Annotated in this window: 16 protein-coding genes; 13 read left to right on the top strand and 3 right to left on the bottom strand. The window is 45.4% G+C overall.

The annotated features are described in order from the left end of the window. Nucleotides 1-46 precede the first annotated feature (46 nt). From ACR63N_RS08460 to ACR63N_RS08520, 13 genes are all read left to right on the top strand, one after another. The gene (locus ACR63N_RS08460; RefSeq protein ID WP_472781845.1) at nt 47-1,219 is read left to right on the top strand and encodes a muconate/chloromuconate family cycloisomerase; all 1,173 of its coding nucleotides are present in this window, start codon (nt 47-49) and stop codon (nt 1,217-1,219) included. Nucleotides 1,220-1,310: 91 nt separating this feature from the next. Next, a complete protein-coding gene (catC, locus tag ACR63N_RS08465) occupies nt 1,311-1,601 on the top strand; it encodes a muconolactone Delta-isomerase (RefSeq protein WP_367104280.1) in 291 nt (96 codons plus the stop codon). A gap of 129 nt (nt 1,602-1,730) precedes the next feature. Beyond that, complete coding sequence (gene catA / locus ACR63N_RS08470; protein ID WP_472781846.1) at nt 1,731-2,654, top strand: catechol 1,2-dioxygenase; 924 nt, start codon at nt 1,731-1,733, stop codon at nt 2,652-2,654. A 167-nt stretch (nt 2,655-2,821) separates the two neighbouring features. Then, complete coding sequence (benA, locus tag ACR63N_RS08475) at nt 2,822-4,216, top strand: benzoate 1,2-dioxygenase large subunit (protein WP_367104278.1); 1,395 nt, start codon at nt 2,822-2,824, stop codon at nt 4,214-4,216. A 75-nt stretch (nt 4,217-4,291) separates the two neighbouring features. Continuing rightward, a complete protein-coding gene (benB, locus tag ACR63N_RS08480) occupies nt 4,292-4,789 on the top strand; it encodes a benzoate 1,2-dioxygenase small subunit (RefSeq protein WP_367104277.1) in 498 nt (165 codons plus the stop codon). A 22-nt stretch (nt 4,790-4,811) separates the two neighbouring features. Further along, nucleotides 4,812-5,828, top strand: coding sequence for a benzoate 1,2-dioxygenase electron transfer component BenC (gene benC, locus ACR63N_RS08485; RefSeq protein WP_367107454.1), 1,017 nt, complete (start codon nt 4,812-4,814; stop codon nt 5,826-5,828). 96 nt (nt 5,829-5,924) lie between these two features. After that, the gene (locus ACR63N_RS08490) at nt 5,925-6,704 is read left to right on the top strand and encodes a 1,6-dihydroxycyclohexa-2,4-diene-1-carboxylate dehydrogenase (protein ID WP_472781847.1); all 780 of its coding nucleotides are present in this window, start codon (nt 5,925-5,927) and stop codon (nt 6,702-6,704) included. Between the two features lie 97 nt (nt 6,705-6,801). Then, a complete protein-coding gene (gene benE / locus ACR63N_RS08495; protein ID WP_367111493.1) occupies nt 6,802-7,998 on the top strand; it encodes a benzoate/H(+) symporter BenE in 1,197 nt (398 codons plus the stop codon). 87 nt (nt 7,999-8,085) lie between these two features. Further along, on the top strand, nt 8,086-8,805 hold the full coding sequence (locus tag ACR63N_RS08500) for a 3-oxoacid CoA-transferase subunit A (protein WP_472781848.1): 720 nt from the start codon (nt 8,086-8,088) through the stop codon (nt 8,803-8,805). 47 nt (nt 8,806-8,852) lie between these two features. Then, nucleotides 8,853-9,527, top strand: a complete 675-nt coding sequence (locus ACR63N_RS08505; protein WP_472782729.1) for a 3-oxoacid CoA-transferase subunit B — start codon at nt 8,853-8,855, stop codon at nt 9,525-9,527. 11 nt (nt 9,528-9,538) lie between these two features. Further along, entirely contained in the window at nt 9,539-10,774 is a 1,236-nt protein-coding gene (gene pcaF / locus ACR63N_RS08510) for a 3-oxoadipyl-CoA thiolase (protein WP_367107456.1), read from the top strand. A gap of 50 nt (nt 10,775-10,824) precedes the next feature. Further along, nucleotides 10,825-11,601 (top strand): 3-oxoadipate enol-lactonase, encoded by a 777-nt coding sequence (gene pcaD / locus ACR63N_RS08515; RefSeq protein WP_472781849.1) that lies wholly within the window; start codon nt 10,825-10,827, stop codon nt 11,599-11,601. A gap of 96 nt (nt 11,602-11,697) precedes the next feature. Beyond that, a complete protein-coding gene (locus ACR63N_RS08520) occupies nt 11,698-12,996 on the top strand; it encodes a M20 family metallopeptidase (RefSeq protein WP_472781850.1) in 1,299 nt (432 codons plus the stop codon). Between the two features lie 97 nt (nt 12,997-13,093). Here ACR63N_RS08520 and ACR63N_RS08525 read toward each other — a convergent pair whose 3' ends face one another. The 3 genes from ACR63N_RS08525 to ACR63N_RS08535 all read right to left on the bottom strand — a co-directional run bounded on the left by ACR63N_RS08525 (nt 13,094) and on the right by ACR63N_RS08535 (nt 16,302). Beyond that, the gene (locus ACR63N_RS08525) at nt 13,094-14,152 is read right to left on the bottom strand and encodes a 2Fe-2S iron-sulfur cluster-binding protein (RefSeq protein WP_472781851.1); all 1,059 of its coding nucleotides are present in this window, start codon (nt 14,150-14,152) and stop codon (nt 13,094-13,096) included. Between the two features lie 57 nt (nt 14,153-14,209). Continuing rightward, nucleotides 14,210-14,572, bottom strand: coding sequence for a phenol hydroxylase subunit P4 (locus ACR63N_RS08530; protein WP_472781852.1), 363 nt, complete (start codon nt 14,570-14,572; stop codon nt 14,210-14,212). A 212-nt stretch (nt 14,573-14,784) separates the two neighbouring features. Further along, a complete protein-coding gene (locus tag ACR63N_RS08535) occupies nt 14,785-16,302 on the bottom strand; it encodes an aromatic/alkene/methane monooxygenase hydroxylase/oxygenase subunit alpha (protein ID WP_472781853.1) in 1,518 nt (505 codons plus the stop codon). Nucleotides 16,303-16,347: the final 45 nt, after the last annotated feature.

The raw sequence follows: 16,347 nt of genomic DNA on the forward strand, positions 1-16,347 counted from the left end.
TACTTATTAAGTATAAGGACATATTAATGATCTATTAAGGACAACTATGATTCGCTCAATTGATACCTTGCTAGTACCGATACCTACTATTCGAGAGCATAAGCTAGCTTGTACGGTAATGAGAGAACAAGTACTGGTACTCGTCCATATTCAGACCGAAGATGGTTTTGCAGGCTGGGGCGAGGCCACCACTATTGGCGGTTTAAGCTATGCAGAAGAAAGCCCTCATAGCATTAAAACCAATATCGATACTTATTTTACGCCTCTTTTACTAAAAGAGCAGCCCTCCTCTACTGCCAAAGCTATGCAACTATTAAGCTTACATATTACTGGCAACCGCTTTGCAAAATGTGCGATTGAAACCGCCCTACTCGATATTGAAGGTCAGCGCTTAGGTATACCTGTCAGTGAATTGCTTGGTGGCCGTGTTCGTGATGCTATCGAGGTCGCTTGGACGCTTGCCAGCGGCGATACCGCAACAGATATCGCGGAAGCCAAAGAGATGGTCGCGCAAAAACGCCATCGTATTTTTAAATTAAAAATCGGTAGCAACCCTATTCTTGACGACGTCGCACACGTTCTCGCCATCAAAAAAGCAGTACCTGAATGCCGTATTAGCGTCGATGTCAATCAGGCTTGGACAGAGCTTGAAGCCATGCAAGGTATCAGCTTACTAGAAGCCGGCGGCGTTGATCTGATAGAGCAGCCCATCTCCATGCGCAATAGAGCCGGACTTAAACGCCTAAAGGATCGTTTTGATGTGGCGATTATGGCGGATGAGATCGTCCAAGATCCACAAAATGCTTTTCATTTAGCTTCCGAGCATTGCGCAGATGTCTTTGCCGTCAAGATTAACCAAGCAGGTGGTCTAAAAGCCGCTTGCTTGATTGGACAAATGGCACATCTAGCCGGTATCGAGCTATATGGCGGTACGATGTTAGAGGGACCGATTGGCACTGCTGCATCAGCGCATGTGTTTGCAACTTATCCGAGCTTAAATTTTGATACTGAAATGTTTGGCCCTTTACTGCTGACCGAAGACATTTTAGTGCGTCCACTGGACTACAACAATTTTGGTCTAACGGTACCAACGGGTGCAGGACTTGGTATCGAGGTAGACACAGACAAGGTTTATTATTATGCCAAGCGCAGTAATATCACTTTGCCTACAATGTCGCAGCCAAACGCTAAATCAGGAAAGTTTGCTACTGAATCTTAACTTACGCCATTGTATAAATACTCGTTAAGAAATGAGTGTTAAAAATCAATTATAGTTAGTTTATTTATTAACCATCAATAAGGAAACAACGATGTTATATCACGTACGAATGGATGTTCTGATACCGACAGATATGGATGCTGATAAGGTTGATAAGCTAAAAGCTACCGAAAAAGAGATCTCACAAAAGCTGCAAGAACAAGGTAAATGGCGACATATCTGGCGCTTGGCTGGTGAGTATTCTAACTTTAGTATCTTTGATGTTGAGAGTAATGAAGAGCTACATAACATTATGATGTCACTGCCGCTCTATCCTTATATGAAAGTTGAGGTAACCCCGCTACTACGCCATCCCTCCTCTATTCGTGACGATGACAGCTAAGATAAGGTTGTTTAGAAAACAAATTAATCAACCCCAAAGCAACTAAATAAGTATATAGTTATATTAACAACATTGAGTAGGATTACTCAATGACACCTTCCCAAAATAGTCCTCAACAAGGAGAGAGACATGGAACATAAGCAAATCGAAAAACTGGCCGAGAAGTTTGTTAAAGGTAAAATCGACTATCCAGACAAAGTCAATCCACGCGTGCAAGAGATCACTCTGCGCATTGTCACTGATCTGATGAAAACTATCAATGATCTCAATATCACCGCTGATGAATACTGGAGCGGGGTAGAATATATCGGCGACTTAGGTAAAGAAGCGGGTCTATTATCACCGGGACTTGGTTTTGATCATTTCATGGATTTGATGATTGAAGAGGACATGCAGGCCGCTGGTCTTGAAGGCGGTACGCCGCGTACCATTGAAGGGCCTTTATATGTCGCTGGCGCGCCCGAAGAGCATGGTTTTGCTCGTTTAGATGATGGCACCGAAGATGATGAGGGTACGGTGCTATTTATGCAGGGCACCGTTTATGATGAAGATGGCAACCCTATCCCCAATGCCAAAGTTGAAGCATGGCATGCTAATAGTTTGGGTAACTACTCCTTCTTTGATGAGTCGCAGTCTGACTTTAATTTACGCCGTACTATCATCACCGATGAAAATGGCCGTTATGGCTTTCGTAGTATTGTGCCCTTAGGTTACTCAGTACCGCCCGAAGGCATGACTGACAAGCTGTTAACTGCCCTTGGGCGTCATGGTCATCGCCCGGCTCACGTGCACTTTTTTGCCAGCGCCGATGGTATGCGCAAATTGACCACTCAGATCAATATCGATGGTGATGAGTATCTGTGGGACGACTTTGCCTTTGCTAGCCGTGAAGGCTTGGTGCCGGAGATCACTATGGTTGAGGATGCTGAAAAGCTTAAAGAAAAAGGTGTTGATAAGCCTTATGCCTCCATCGATTTTGACTTTCATCTGTTAAAAGACACTAAGTCAGATGTCCAAGGTAGCGATGTTGAGCGCCGCCGAGTCCATGGTTAATAGCTATTGGTTTACTAGTTATTAGCTGTCAATCATTAGTATTGGTTTATTAGTATTAACCATTGAAATGACGGTTTGATACCACACGCTGCTGTGGTATCAAACCCTATATTACCCGTAAACCATATCATCATTATCGCATTATCTTATAGACAAGGAAGATTATCATGACCGCCGTAAGCGAACGCATCAATATTGTCCCTGAAGGATCAGACATTGCTATCGATGATTTTTTAGAAGAATCTCCAGACAAAGGCATTTATCGCCTACATCGCAGCGCCTTTACCAACGAAGAGCTATTTGAGCTTGAAATGAAATATATCTTTGAGGGTAATTGGGTTTATCTAGCTCATGAAACCCAAATCCCTGACAACAACGACTACTACACCACTTACATCGGTCGTCAGCCGGTGATCGTTGCTCGTAATAAAGACGGCGAGCTGCATTGCATGATTAATGCTTGTTCCCACCGCGGCGCCCAATTGTGCCGTCATAAAAAAGGCAATAAGTCGACCTATACTTGCCCCTTTCATGGCTGGACTTATAACAATTCAGGAAAACTGCTAAAAGTTAAAGACCCTCGCGGAGCCGGCTATCCGGAGATTTTTAATAAAGACGGCTCGCACGATTTAAAGCAAGTTAAATTCGCCAATTACAAAGGGTTTTTATTCGCCAGCCTTAATGATGATGTCCCACCTGTCGAAGAGTGGCTTGGCGGCTCGACCAAAATCCTTGACATGATTGTCAACCAGTCTGAAGAAGGTTTAGAGGTACTGCGCGGCACCTCAACTTATACCTTTGATGGCAACTGGAAGCTACAAGCTGAGAATGGCGCTGATGGCTATCATGTGTCAGCGGTGCATTGGAACTATGCGGCCACAACCGCACGCCGCAAAGAGCAGGAAGCGAAAAAAGAAGACAACATCAAAGCCATGAACGCCGGTAAATGGGGCCGTCAAGGCGGCGGATTTTATTCCTTTGAAAATGGCCATCTACTATTGTGGACCACATGGGAGAACCCGCAAGATCGTCCAAACTTTGTCTACAGAGATGAGTATGCCGCCAAATATGGCGAGGCTATGGCAGATTGGATGATTGGACGCTCGCGTAACTTATGCTTGTATCCCAACGTCTACATTATGGATCAGTTCAGCTCGCAAATTCGTATGCTGCGACCGCTCGCTGTTGACAAAACTGAAGTGACTATTTGGTGTATCGCGCCCAAAGGCGAAAGCGATGCATCACGCAGCCGCCGTATCCGTCAGTACGAAGACTTCTTTAACGTGACCGGCATGGCAACGCCCGATGATCTTGAAGAGTTTCGCTCCTGTCAAGAAGGCTATAACGGTATTAAGCTTGAATGGAACGATATGTGCCGCGGCTCTGAGCATTGGATTGAGGGCGCGGATGAAGGCGCAAAAGCTATCGATCTAAAGCCTTTACTGAGCGGCGCTAAAACTGAAGATGAAGGTTTATATGTCATTCAGCACGGCTACTGGCATGAGCAGATGAAAAAAGCGCTGGAGCAAGAGCAAGAGTTACATGCTGAGGATCAGCCTTAAGCAAAAACTTTACTGGTAATTTATTGGCTATCGTAAAACTAAAACACATATAAGACACATAAAGGACTATGAGTTATGAAAGAGGGAAAGGTGAACATCGAGGACGTGCGGCAGTTTTTATACCGTGAAGCACGTCTGCTCGATGAGAAAAACTGGGAAGAGTGGCTGGCTTGTTATGACGAAGAGTGTCCTTTTTGGATGCCAAGCTGGGATGATGATGGCGAGCTGATCAGCGACCCGCAACGGGAGATCTCACTTATCTATTATCCAGATCGCCGCGGGCTTGAAGACCGTGTATTTCGAGTCGAAACGGAGCGCTCGTCAGCCACCATTCCTGATACGCGCACCACCCATAATTTATCCAACATTGAGCTACTTGAAGACAATGACGGTATCGTTGATGTCCGTTTTAATTGGATTAATAAATCTTTTCGCTATCGCGAAACCAATACCTACTGGGGCTTTTCTAAGTACAAGATAGATATGCGGGGCGATAGTCCCAAGATTTTGGATAAATATGTGGTATTAAAAGATGACTACGTGCATCAAATCATGGACGTTTACCACGTTTAGATGTTGAAAAGGGATTTTTCTTATGGAATATAATATAGCGCTACAGTTCGAAGACGGCGTCACTGGATTTATTAAATGCGGTGATGATGAAACCGTTGCTGAGGCCGCTTATCGTCAAAAATATAACATTCCGGTCGATTGTCTAGATGGCGCTTGTGGCACTTGCCGCTGCCACTGCGAGTCGGGTAGTTATGACTTACATCCCGACATGTATATTGATGAGGCGCTGACAGAAGCTGAGGCCAATGAAGGGTACGTGCTGACTTGTCAGATGATCCCTGAGAGCGACTGTGTGCTAAAAGTGCCTAGCTCATCGGAAGCTTGCAAGGTTGGCAAGTCGCTGTTTAAAGGTAAATTGCAGCAGCTAAATGTCTTATCAGAGTCCACTATTCATTTTGGGGTCGAAGTCGATGACCCCGATGCCTTAGTGTTCTTGCCTGGGCAATATGTCAATATCAATATTCCGGACACTAAAGAGACGCGCTCGTACTCGTTTAGCTCTATGCCTAGCGCTAAGCAAGCTGAATTTGTGGTACGCAACATTCCTAATGGCAAGATGAGTACCTTTTTATCTGATATTGCGCAGGTAGGTCAAGATATTGACTTTGAAGGACCCTTTGGTAGTTTCTATTTGCGCCCTGTAGTGCGCCCTACTTTGTTTTTAGCAGGAGGTACCGGTATTGCGCCTTTTTTGTCGATGCTAAAGAGCTTGGAGGTGTCCGGCGCCCATCATCCTATCAATATGGTGTATGGCGTCACCAACGATGCTGATTTAATTGAGCTTGAAAAGCTTGATGAGGTCAAGAAAAATCATTCTTGGTTTAATTATTACACTTGCGTAGTCAGCGAAGATAGCGCTCATGAGCGTAAAGGCTACGTGACCGGTCATGTGGAGTCTGACTGGTTAAACGGCGGCGAGGTTGATATTTATCTATGTGGCCCTCCAGCTATGGTCGATGCGGTCAGTCATTGGTTAGATGATAGCAATTTGAAGCCTAGTAATTTTTACTTTGAAAAATTTCTTCCAAGCGAGCAGTAATAAAAAACGGTTAACGCTAATAAAGGCTAATAATAACTTACGATATACAGTTAGTACCTTTTAGAGATGATACCGTGTTACTTTTAGGAAGTAGTAATGGATAAACGCTTTGACAATAAAGTCTGTATTGTGACTGGCGCCGCTCAAGGCATTGGACGCGGTGTCGCCTTGCGCTTAGCGGCGGAAGGGGCAAAAGTCGTCATGGCTGACTTCTCGCCCTTAGTTGAAGACGTACTAGCCGAGGTTATGGCAAGTGATGGGCAAGCCGTCGCTATTCAAGCCGATTTAGAAACCTATCAAGGCGCGCAAGATACGATAGACAAAGCGCTAGCCACTTATGGGCGTATCGATGTGCTGGTTAACAATGTCGGCGGTGCGATATGGATGAAGCCATTTATACACTTCTCTGAGGCCGAGATTAATAAAGAGATCAGCCGCTCTTTATACCCCACTTTATGGTGCTGCCGCGCCGTGCTACCAGTGATGATTGAGCAGCAGTCCGGCGTCATTGTCAACGTATCGTCTATCGCCACCAAAGGTATCAATCGTATTCCTTATTCTGCCTCAAAAGGCGGCATCAATGCCATGACCGCGTCATTAGCTTTTGAGTATGCAAATGATGGTATTCGGGTTAACGCGGTGGCAACTGGCGGTACCGAAGCGCCGCCTAGAAAGATCCCGCGTAACGCTAAACCCTTAAGCGCTGATGAAAAATTATGGATGGATGCCGTCGTTGATCAGACCATTGATCGTACCTTTATGAAACGCTATGGCACCATAGATGAGCAAGTCAATGCGATTGCGTTTTTGGCGTCAGACGAATCCTCTTATATTACGGGCAGCACCATTCCTGTCGGTGGCGGCGACGAGGGATAATTGCGTCAATTGCACTTATACGATCTCATAAAGGCTCATAAGGGCTTAGTGCCTAACTGACCACTACCCGCTTAGTGCTGATTTGCAAGGAAGCAATATGGCAAAGGTAATGCAAAGCTTAAAAGAAGACTGGTCGCTCTCAGCAACCGTTGCCGGGTTTTTAGCCGTTCTTATCTCTTATGCTGGCCCGTTAATTATCTTTTTCCAAGCAGCGCAGTCGGCTGAGGCGTCGGACGCGATGATGGCCTCTTGGATTTGGGGCGTCTCTATTGGCGCGGCCGTCTCTGGTATTTATCTATCTATTAAGTACAAAACTCCTATTATTACGGCATGGTCAGCGCCCGGTACTGCGCTATTGGTGACCGTATTTCCTGAGATGAGCATCAATGAGGCGATATCCGCTTATATCATCTCAGCGATTGTTATTTTTATTGTGGGCGCAACCGGCTCTTTTGACAAAATCTTAACTTGGATTCCAAACGGTATTGCTGCTGGCATGATGGCCGGCATATTATTTCAGTTTGGCTTAGAGTTATTTATCGCCACCGATACCATGCCGCTGATTGTCTTTAGTATGCTCGCTTGTTATTTATTTGCTAAACGTTTCTCCCCGCGTTATACCATGATTTGGGTCTTATTATGCGGGGTGTTATTGAGCGTCGTATTTGGCAGAATGAACCCTGTTGAGGTTAATTTTGCGCTGACCATACCCAAAGTGATCTGGCCTGAATGGTCTTGGAATGCCACCTTTAACCTCGCTATTCCGCTTATCCTTGTCAGCCTTACTGGACAGTTTTTGCCCGGCATGGCGATCCTAAATCTAAGCGGCTATGACACGCCAGCCAAACCTATCGTCAGTGTCGCTAGCATCGCCTCATTAGCTGTTGCCTGTGTGGGCGGTATCACTATCGTCCTAGCGGCTATTACCGCCGCCCTATGTACAGGCAAAGACGCACACGAATTAAAAGAAAAACGCTACATTGCAGGCGTTGCCAATGGTATTTTTTATATATTGGGCGGCTTGTTTGCTGGTAGTATTGTAGCGGTATTTAGCTTATTACCCAAAGAGCTGGTCGCTGCTTTGGCGGGACTGGCCCTTATTGGCGCAATATCAGCTAATGTCAATATCGCTATGAAAGATGATGAACAAAGAGATCCGGCACTGATTACCTTTTTGGCAACAGCATCGGGCATGAGCTTTTTGGGGTTAAGCTCGGTATTTTGGGGCATTCTTATCGGTATGATTGCCTATTATATTTTGGTAAAAAAACGCTTATTACCCGCACTTTCATAACCAGTATTGCATGTATTAAATTAAGCTAGCTTACAATAATTATCATAGCAAAATGACCACTAAAACGACTTTTCATAGGATGTGAATATGATTAATAAAGCTGAAAAAAGTATGACCGAGGTTCTTGGTCAAATAAAGGATGGTGCTACCATTATGATTGGCGGCTTTGGCACCGCAGGCCAGCCCGCTGAGCTTATCGATGGCCTGATTGATTTGGGCGTCAAGGACTTAGTCATTATCAATAATAATGCCGGTAATGGCGACTATGGTCTTGCCAAACTATTAGATACCGGCGCGGTGCGCAAAATCATCTGCTCTTTTCCGCGCCAATCGGACTCTTGGGTATTTGATGAGCTGTACCAAACAGGCAAAATTGAGCTTGAGCTGGTACCGCAAGGTAATCTAGCTTGCCGAATTCAAGCCGCTGGTATGGGTCTGGGTGCGATATATACGCCCACAGGTTTTGGCACGCTGCTCGCTGAGGGCAAAGAGACGCGTCATATCGATGGGAAAGACTACGTGCTGGAGTATCCGCTTAAGGCTGATTTTGCGTTAATAAAGGCGCATCAAGGCGATCGTTGGGGCAACCTTATCTACCGTAAATCAGCCCGTAATTTTGGCCCTATTATGGCGATGGCAGCAGACACAACTATCGCTCAGGTCTCTAAAATCGTTGAATTGGGCGCGCTTGATCCTGAACACATTGTGACGCCGGGTATCTTTGTCCAGCATGTAGTTCAAGTTGAACCTACTGATCCTAATGGTTCTAACAGTTTTGATAGCGCTACTACGGCAACCAGCGCTTAATACTAATAACAATAACAATATCGATAAGGAGCCACATTATGAACGATATGAACGATATAAGCGATACCTCTTATACCGCTTTAACCCGTGATCAAATAGCCGAGCGTGCGGCAGAGGATATTCCAGATGGTGCCTATGTCAATTTAGGCATCGGTCTACCTACCAAGATCGCCAAGTATTTACCTGATGACAAAGAAGTATTTTTGCATTCAGAAAATGGACTGTTAGCGTTTGGTCCGCCGCCCGCCAAAGGTGAGGAAGATCCCGAGCTGATTAATGCCGGTAAAGAGTATGTTACCTTGCTAGATGGCGGCAGTTTTTTTCATCACGGCGACTCTTTTGCTATGATGCGCGGCGGTCATATCGACATTTGCGTATTAGGCGCTTTTCAGGTCGCGGCCAATGGTGATTTAGCAAACTGGAGCACTGGTGCTGAGGATGCCATCCCTGCTGTCGGCGGCGCTATGGATCTAGCCGTTGGCGCCAAAAAAGTCTTTGTGATGACCAATCATACCACCAAAGACGGCGATCCCAAGATCGTCAGTGAGCTTACCTATCCAGTCACTGGCAAACACTGCGTCGATCGTATTTATACCGATCTTTGCGTCATTGATGTCACCAATGATGGGCTAAAAGTGATTGAAATGGTTGATGGTTTAAGTTTTAATGATTTACAAGCCCTAACTGGTGCTACGCTCACTGACGCTACTCACAACAATTAAGGATAATAGTAATGACTAATACAACGACTGGTTTACAAGATGCTTATATTATCGATGGTATTCGCACCCCTTTTGGTCGCTATGGCGGTAGCCTAGCAGCAGTGCGTACTGATGATTTGGGCGCTATTCCTATTAAGGCTTTGATAGAGCGCAATAATGAGGTTGATTGGGAGAAAGTAGATGACGTCATCTACGGCTGCGCTAATCAAAGCGGCGAAGATAACCGCAACGTCGCCCGTATGTCGTCTTTGCTCGCTGGCATGCCCTATCAAGTCCCCGCCACTACGATCAATCGCTTATGCGGCTCGTCAATGGATGCTTTGGCTATGGCTGCGCGCACAATCAAAACTGGTGAAGCTGATCTTATCGTGGCGGGCGGGGTTGAGAGTATGAGCCGCGCGCCCTTTGTCATGGGTAAATCTGATAGCTCTTTTGGTCGTAATCAAAAGATTGAAGATACCACCATGGGTTGGCGCTTTCTTAATCCCAAGCTCGATGAGATGTATGGCAGCGAGTCTATGCCACAAACTGCTGAAAACGTCGCTGAACAGTTCGATGTCAACCGCGAAGATCAAGATGCTTTTGCTCTGCGTAGCCAGCAGCGTACCGCAGCGGCGCAAGAGTCAGGGTTTTTTGAAGACGAGATTACCCCTGTGAGCATCCCGCAGCGTAAAGGCGATCCTATTATCGTTGATACTGATGAGCATCCGCGCGCTGATACTAGCCTTGAAAAACTCGCCAAACTGCGTCCTATTGTTACCAAAGACGGTACGGTGACCGCTGGTAATGCCTCTGGTATTAATGACGGCGCCGGTGCCTTTTTGGTCGCCTCAGAGCAAGCCGTTAAAAAGTATAACTTAAAGCCGCGTGCCCGTATCATCGCTTCGACCACCGTAGGCGTTGAGCCGCGCATTATGGGTTTTGCCCCGGCACCGGCGATGAAAAAACTGCTTGAGCACACAGGACTGACGCTTGATGAGATGGACGTCATTGAACTAAACGAAGCCTTTGCCGCGCAAGCGCTTGCCTGTACGCGTGATTTGGGTTTGCCTGATGATAGTGAGCGTGTCAACCCTAATGGCGGCGCTATCTCTTTGGGTCATCCGCTAGGCGCTTCGGGAGCGAGAATTATTTTAACCGCGCTTAACCAGCTTGAACATACGGGCAAGCGCTATGCTATTTGCTCTATGTGTATCGGCGTTGGTCAAGGTATTGCGATTATTATCGAGCGTGTTGATCACGTATAACGCTTTTTAAAAAGTGTTCCATTAATCATAAATAAGCGAGGTAACTGATTATGCCCGTATTTAGTAATAAAGACGTTGATATCAACTACGCAACCTTTGGTGATAAAAGCAGTCCTGCCTTACTGTTTTCCAACTCTTTGGGTACCAGCTATCAGATGTGGCAACCGCAAATTGATGCGCTGCAAGATAATTACTTTATTATTAGTTACGATACCCGTGGTCACGGCGACTCGTCAGCTCCTAAAGGCCCATATACTCTCGATCAGCTTGGGCAGGACGTTATTGATCTGCTTGATCATTTAGATGTTGATAAAGCGTTTTTCTGTGGCATATCGATGGGCGGTATGACGGGTCAATGGCTAGCCATTCATCATCCTGATCGCTTTGAGCATTTGATGTTATCCAATACCGCCGCCAAGCTTGGGACAGAATCAGCATGGATAGAGCGCGCGCAGCTGGTTCGCGCGCAAGGCTTGCAGCCTATCGCTGATACGGCCGCCTCGCGCTGGTTTACGCCAAGCTTTGTCGATAACCATCCTGATGTGGTAAAAGCACTGTCTGACAGATTAGCTGCAGGAAGCAGCGAGGGTTATGCCAGCTGCTGCGAGGCATTGGCTACTGCGGACACCCGCGAGCAGCTAAAAGATATTCGCGTACCCGTGACTGTGGTCGCTGGTACAAAAGATCCAGTCACCACCGTTGCTGATGGGGAGTATATGGTCGATCACATTCCTAATGCCACGCTTGCGACTATTGAGGCGTCTCATATTCCAAATATTGAACAGCCTGAAGCGTTTAATCAGATTATTCGTCAATATTTAAATTAAAAAACGCTTTTAACTTCCACACTATTACTGATCTAAGCTCTTATACGGACATGATAAGAGCCATAATAGGTAAGAAGCTTTATACAAGGAAGTCATATGAAACAATTATTGTTGTCGTCAGTTATCGGTATCGTTGCCTGTAGCGCTCTTAGCGCTCATGCCAACATCAACATTGATAAACAAGCGCAAAGTGTTGAAAACAAGGTCATTGAATGGCGCCGCGATATTCATGAGCACCCAGAATTGGGTAATAGAGAGACTCGTACAGCGGCTATCGTAGCCAAGCATTTACAATCACTGGGTATGGAGGTCGAAACTGACATAGCATATACCGGCGTTGTTGGTTTTTTAAAGGGGGCTAAGCCCGGTCCTACGGTGATGCTACGAGCGGATATGGATGCGTTGCCCGTTACCGAAAAAGTAGATGTACCTTTTAAATCAACAGTGGTTACTGAGTATATGGGTGAAAAAGTTGGCGTGATGCATGCCTGCGGACACGACACTCACGTTGCCATGCTTATGGGCGCAGCTGAAGTATTAGCTGGCGTACAAAATGAATTGCAAGGCAATATTATGTTTGTGTTTCAGCCTGCCGAAGAAGGTGCGCCTGAAGGTGAAGAAGGCGGCGCTGAGCTTATGTTAAAGGAGGGTATATTTAAAAAGTACAAGCCTGAGGTGGCATTTGGACTACATATTACGTCGAGTTTAAATACTGGCAAAATTGGTTACCGGCAGGGTCCAGTTATGGCTAGTGCTGATAGTTTTGACATTACGGTAAACGGCAAACAAACACATGGCTCAGCCCCTTGGAACGGAGTCGATCCTATTGCTACCGCAGCGCAAATCGTTACTGGAGTGAATCATATAGTCAGCCGTCAAATCGATATCACTAAAGAGCCTGCTATTGTCTCTTTTGGTAAAATAAGTGGCGGTGTTCGCGATAACATTATTCCAGACAGTGTCAATATGATTGGCACGATTCGTAACTTTGATATGGATAATCGCGAGCAAATTTTTAGTGATATGGAGACCACAGCGACTCATATAGCGATGGCGTCAGGAGCCAAAGCTGATGTTAAAATCAACAAAGGCTATCCGGTGACAATTAACGATCCAGCACTTACTACGCAGATGTTGCCAACACTCAAGACCGTAGCAGGTAAAGATAACGTAGCTGAATTACCTAAAATCACAGCCTCTGAAGACTTCTCGTTTTATGCTCAAGAAGTACCTGGTCTGTTTTTCTTTTTAGGCGGTACACCAACAGGGCAAGATCCTGCTGAAGCGCCCTACAATCACTCTCCCTATTTTTATGTCGATGAGTCCTCACTTAAAGTAGGTACCAAGGCGCTTAGCCAACTAGCAATAGATTATTTAGCTATAAAACAATCGTGATCAATAAATAGTTGCATAGTTATGGTCAAAAAACAAACCTCAGTATGAAGCTTATAATGAGGTTTGTTTTTTTGAATTCTAATTGGATAAAGCTCTCTTAGATTCTTTTAAACAAAGCCGAGCGACTGGTCTCTCCTGTACCATCGGCAGCCGTTAAAAACTTCTCCATATGGATATCACGCTCGAATAGTCGCGCTTGCATCAAAGTAGTAATAGCAGAATCGATCATCGGCGGCGGACCACACAGATAGGCTTTATGTCCTGAGCATTTACCCTCAAAATACTCGTTGACTGCATCATTAACATAGCCTTTGAAACCTGACCACTCCCCTAGCGTATCTTCAGCACTCAGCGCTGGAATATAATGGAAACGCTCATGCTCTTCGGCTAGCTTCTCAAACTTGTCTCTATGGTACAATTCAGGAACATTGCGCGCGCCTTGGAACAAGTAAATTTGTCGCGTATCGTCTTGCTCTAACAAGTCCATAATCATCGACTCAGGACTGGAGAGTCCCGAGCCGCCAGCGATAAAAATCACATCTTGGCTATCACTGCTGCGCACAAAAAACTGCCCATAGGGCCCTGACAATTCGATCTCATCACCGATAGACAGATCATTATGTAGCCACATGGTTCCTTTACCTTCTGGCACTAAGCGTACGTGTAGCTCAACAATATTGTTCTGTGATGGCGGGTTGGCAATAGAAAAGGCGCGCGTCCCGACATCAGGAATATTTAGGTTAATATATTGTCCGGCTTGAAATTGCATGTCTCTATCTAACTGCAAGCGCACGCCCAAAATAGTCGGTGATAATGCCTCGACAGACTCAACTGTCGCTACATAGTCCTCTACCGGATAACCCAAAAAGTCAGGATCAACGTCGATATCCGCTTCGATAACCAAATCAGATTCAGGGTAACAGCAGCAAGCCAGCACTTTGCCTTCGTCGCGCTCAACTTCCATGAGCGCAAATGATGAGGCTTCTCCTAGATCAGCAAAGCCTTCTAACACCTGAACTTTACAAGTTCCGCAAGTCCCGTGACCGCAAGCAAAAGGTAGCCAAACGCCCTGACGCAGAGCCGCTTGTAAGACAGTTTGGCCCTCTTCTACCTCAATGACGTCGCCAGTCGGCTCAATAGTGACTTCATATGACATATCGCTCTCCATTGCAATATTTATCAAAGATTATAAGTGGAGTAATAGCTAGTAACACTACACACCGGTCCCTTTCCAGCCATTAAGACCGGGCGTTTTAAAGCGCAGTAATGATTTATGATCAAAACCAATCTCTGCTAGTGTTTGCTCATCTGACGGCTGCACCATCTCGCCATTCAAATTCCACTCTACCTCATTCCATTTAATATGCTCAAAGTCAGGATGCTGGTTAAAACCTTCTGGTAACACGCTCGCCTTAAAATCTTTAAAACTCATATTTGGCGGCAATGGGAAGGCTTTTGCCGAACAAAACAGTAGATGCTCATCCCAGCCGATAAAAACTAAAATATTATCACCATAGTTGGCCTGTTTATCCATAACTTTGCCCTGATAATCGGGGCGGATCGCTGTAACTGCCATAATAATTTCCTTATTTGCTTATTCAATGAGTCCAATTCACAACTTTATATGAGCTGCTGTAGGCTGGCGCTTTAGCGAAGCACTGCGATATATATAGTGCAATTTACCTTACAGAAATTCTATTTAAAGAATTTCTCTTGCGAAACTAAAATTGCAGTGCAATTTTTTAACGTTTCTCAGGGCTAAAGCTACAGCCTACGCCAACTAGGCAATTAGGCCACGCCTTTCCATTTTTTCCAGTTCTTCTCATCGAGAGATCCTTTAAAATCCATATTATCGACACCGACATTAAAGCGGTAATACTCGCTAAGGATTTTTTCAAGCTCAGGGCCACCGCAGTTGCCTTGCAAAATCTGCTGCACCGGTAGCCATGCCTGTACGTATTTTTCAGGCTCATCAACGAAGATATCATGACAACCATCTGAGCACATATGGTAGCGCTCATCGTTATAAACTGTAGTGCGATAGCTAAATTCGCCAGGGTTACCGTCCATCTCAGTAAAAGTCATCGGTATCTGACAGATCTGACACAACATAGGTAGACCTGAGCTATAAAAACGCTTGCCTTCTGACTCCATTTTTTTGGCCAGCTCCCAACGCGGACGGTAATACTTGTCAAAGGTCTCAGGGTATTTTTCACTAAGCCAGTCAAGCTCTTCATCTGATGGTATCCAAGTATGAAAACCTGCTGCGTGACCAAAGTTATAAAAGATCCACCACGCTTGGTGCGAGACGTGTTCTTTTTCCTTTTCGATGACTTCACTATATTTTGGCTTTTCGATACCATAGCGAGCTAAGTCTTTAAATAACGCCCCACCTGCATCTTCGAAATACACTTCCCATGCCTCTTTCCATGACATGACTTTGTTCGGCAACATATAGTCCATCATCATCGCCACAATAGCGAGCAGACGGGTGCCGCGCCAGAACCATTTATCGATCCACTTTTGCACGATAGGCAGATTGTCTTCATGCTGCTCAAGTAAAAACTTAATGATCTCAAGGCCGAGGGTCATATGACGCGCTTCATCAGACTGAGCGCTAAAACCAAAGGTCACCGTTGCCATATCACCATTGTGCGCCGCGCCCGACATAAAGGGCACAAATAGCAAGTTGGTTAACACATACTCAAAAGAGAACGAGATGGCCAGTAAAAATTCAAACGGCCCGGCTGAGCGTGCATCTTCAAAGAAGGATTTGGGGACAGACAAGTACCAAACGCGGTCATGCATGTGGCTCCAATCTTGAAAGCCATTAAAGTACTTGTTAAAGTGGCTCATCGCATGAATTTGCGTCTGCACGTGGCGCAGCTCATCGATAGATTGCATCTGACAAGCGATACGTGCGCCGATACCGCCAAACTGGCGACCCACGTTGGCATAGCCTTGGTAAGCTTGATATTCAAGTGGCGTGACAGCCGTCAAAAATATCTTGATGGCATTTAGATAACGCGGGTCTGAGACATTCATCTGACCGTTATTTTGTGAAAAAGCATCAAAGATGGCGTAGAGCTTTTTCTCTTTTTCGGCCTGATACTTCCAGTAGCTATCCATGGTCAAGCGAAAAGGATCTTCCCACTTTGACCAATCAGTAATCTTAATACCTTCAAACTCTTCATAAGGAAAAGCTTCTTTTCTATCTTCATAAGAAAAGTCCCAATCCAGATCACGAGTTAGCAGTCGATATTTATCTTTTAGGTTTAATCTTTTGCTGGTTTTGGTAGTATTCATGGTGTGCTCCTTAAAAAGCTAGGTTATAAATTATTCATAAGGTTT

It is taken from the genome of Psychrobacter sp. M4 (genome assembly GCF_055699795.1).

What these genes read in the sequence shown, in the direction of transcription:
- pcaF (WP_367107456.1), top strand. Translation starts at nt 9,539, where the DNA reads ATGACTAATACAACGACTGGTTTACAAGATGCTTATATTATCGATGGT.
- benA (WP_367104278.1), top strand. Translation starts at nt 2,822, where the DNA reads ATGACCGCCGTAAGCGAACGCATCAATATTGTCCCTGAAGGATCAGAC.
- ACR63N_RS08535 (WP_472781853.1), bottom strand. Translation starts at nt 16,302, where the DNA reads ATGAATACTACCAAAACCAGCAAAAGATTAAACCTAAAAGATAAATAT.
- ACR63N_RS08530 (WP_472781852.1), bottom strand. Translation starts at nt 14,572, where the DNA reads ATGGCAGTTACAGCGATCCGCCCCGATTATCAGGGCAAAGTTATGGAT.
- ACR63N_RS08520 (WP_472781850.1), top strand. Translation starts at nt 11,698, where the DNA reads ATGAAACAATTATTGTTGTCGTCAGTTATCGGTATCGTTGCCTGTAGC.
- catA (WP_472781846.1), top strand. Translation starts at nt 1,731, where the DNA reads ATGGAACATAAGCAAATCGAAAAACTGGCCGAGAAGTTTGTTAAAGGT.
- ACR63N_RS08525 (WP_472781851.1), bottom strand. Translation starts at nt 14,152, where the DNA reads ATGTCATATGAAGTCACTATTGAGCCGACTGGCGACGTCATTGAGGTA.
- ACR63N_RS08460 (WP_472781845.1), top strand. Translation starts at nt 47, where the DNA reads ATGATTCGCTCAATTGATACCTTGCTAGTACCGATACCTACTATTCGA.
- ACR63N_RS08505 (WP_472782729.1), top strand. Translation starts at nt 8,853, where the DNA reads ATGAACGATATAAGCGATACCTCTTATACCGCTTTAACCCGTGATCAA.
- benC (WP_367107454.1), top strand. Translation starts at nt 4,812, where the DNA reads ATGGAATATAATATAGCGCTACAGTTCGAAGACGGCGTCACTGGATTT.
- catC (WP_367104280.1), top strand. Translation starts at nt 1,311, where the DNA reads ATGTTATATCACGTACGAATGGATGTTCTGATACCGACAGATATGGAT.
- ACR63N_RS08500 (WP_472781848.1), top strand. Translation starts at nt 8,086, where the DNA reads ATGATTAATAAAGCTGAAAAAAGTATGACCGAGGTTCTTGGTCAAATA.
- benE (WP_367111493.1), top strand. Translation starts at nt 6,802, where the DNA reads ATGGCAAAGGTAATGCAAAGCTTAAAAGAAGACTGGTCGCTCTCAGCA.
- pcaD (WP_472781849.1), top strand. Translation starts at nt 10,825, where the DNA reads ATGCCCGTATTTAGTAATAAAGACGTTGATATCAACTACGCAACCTTT.
- benB (WP_367104277.1), top strand. Translation starts at nt 4,292, where the DNA reads ATGAAAGAGGGAAAGGTGAACATCGAGGACGTGCGGCAGTTTTTATAC.
- ACR63N_RS08490 (WP_472781847.1), top strand. Translation starts at nt 5,925, where the DNA reads ATGGATAAACGCTTTGACAATAAAGTCTGTATTGTGACTGGCGCCGCT.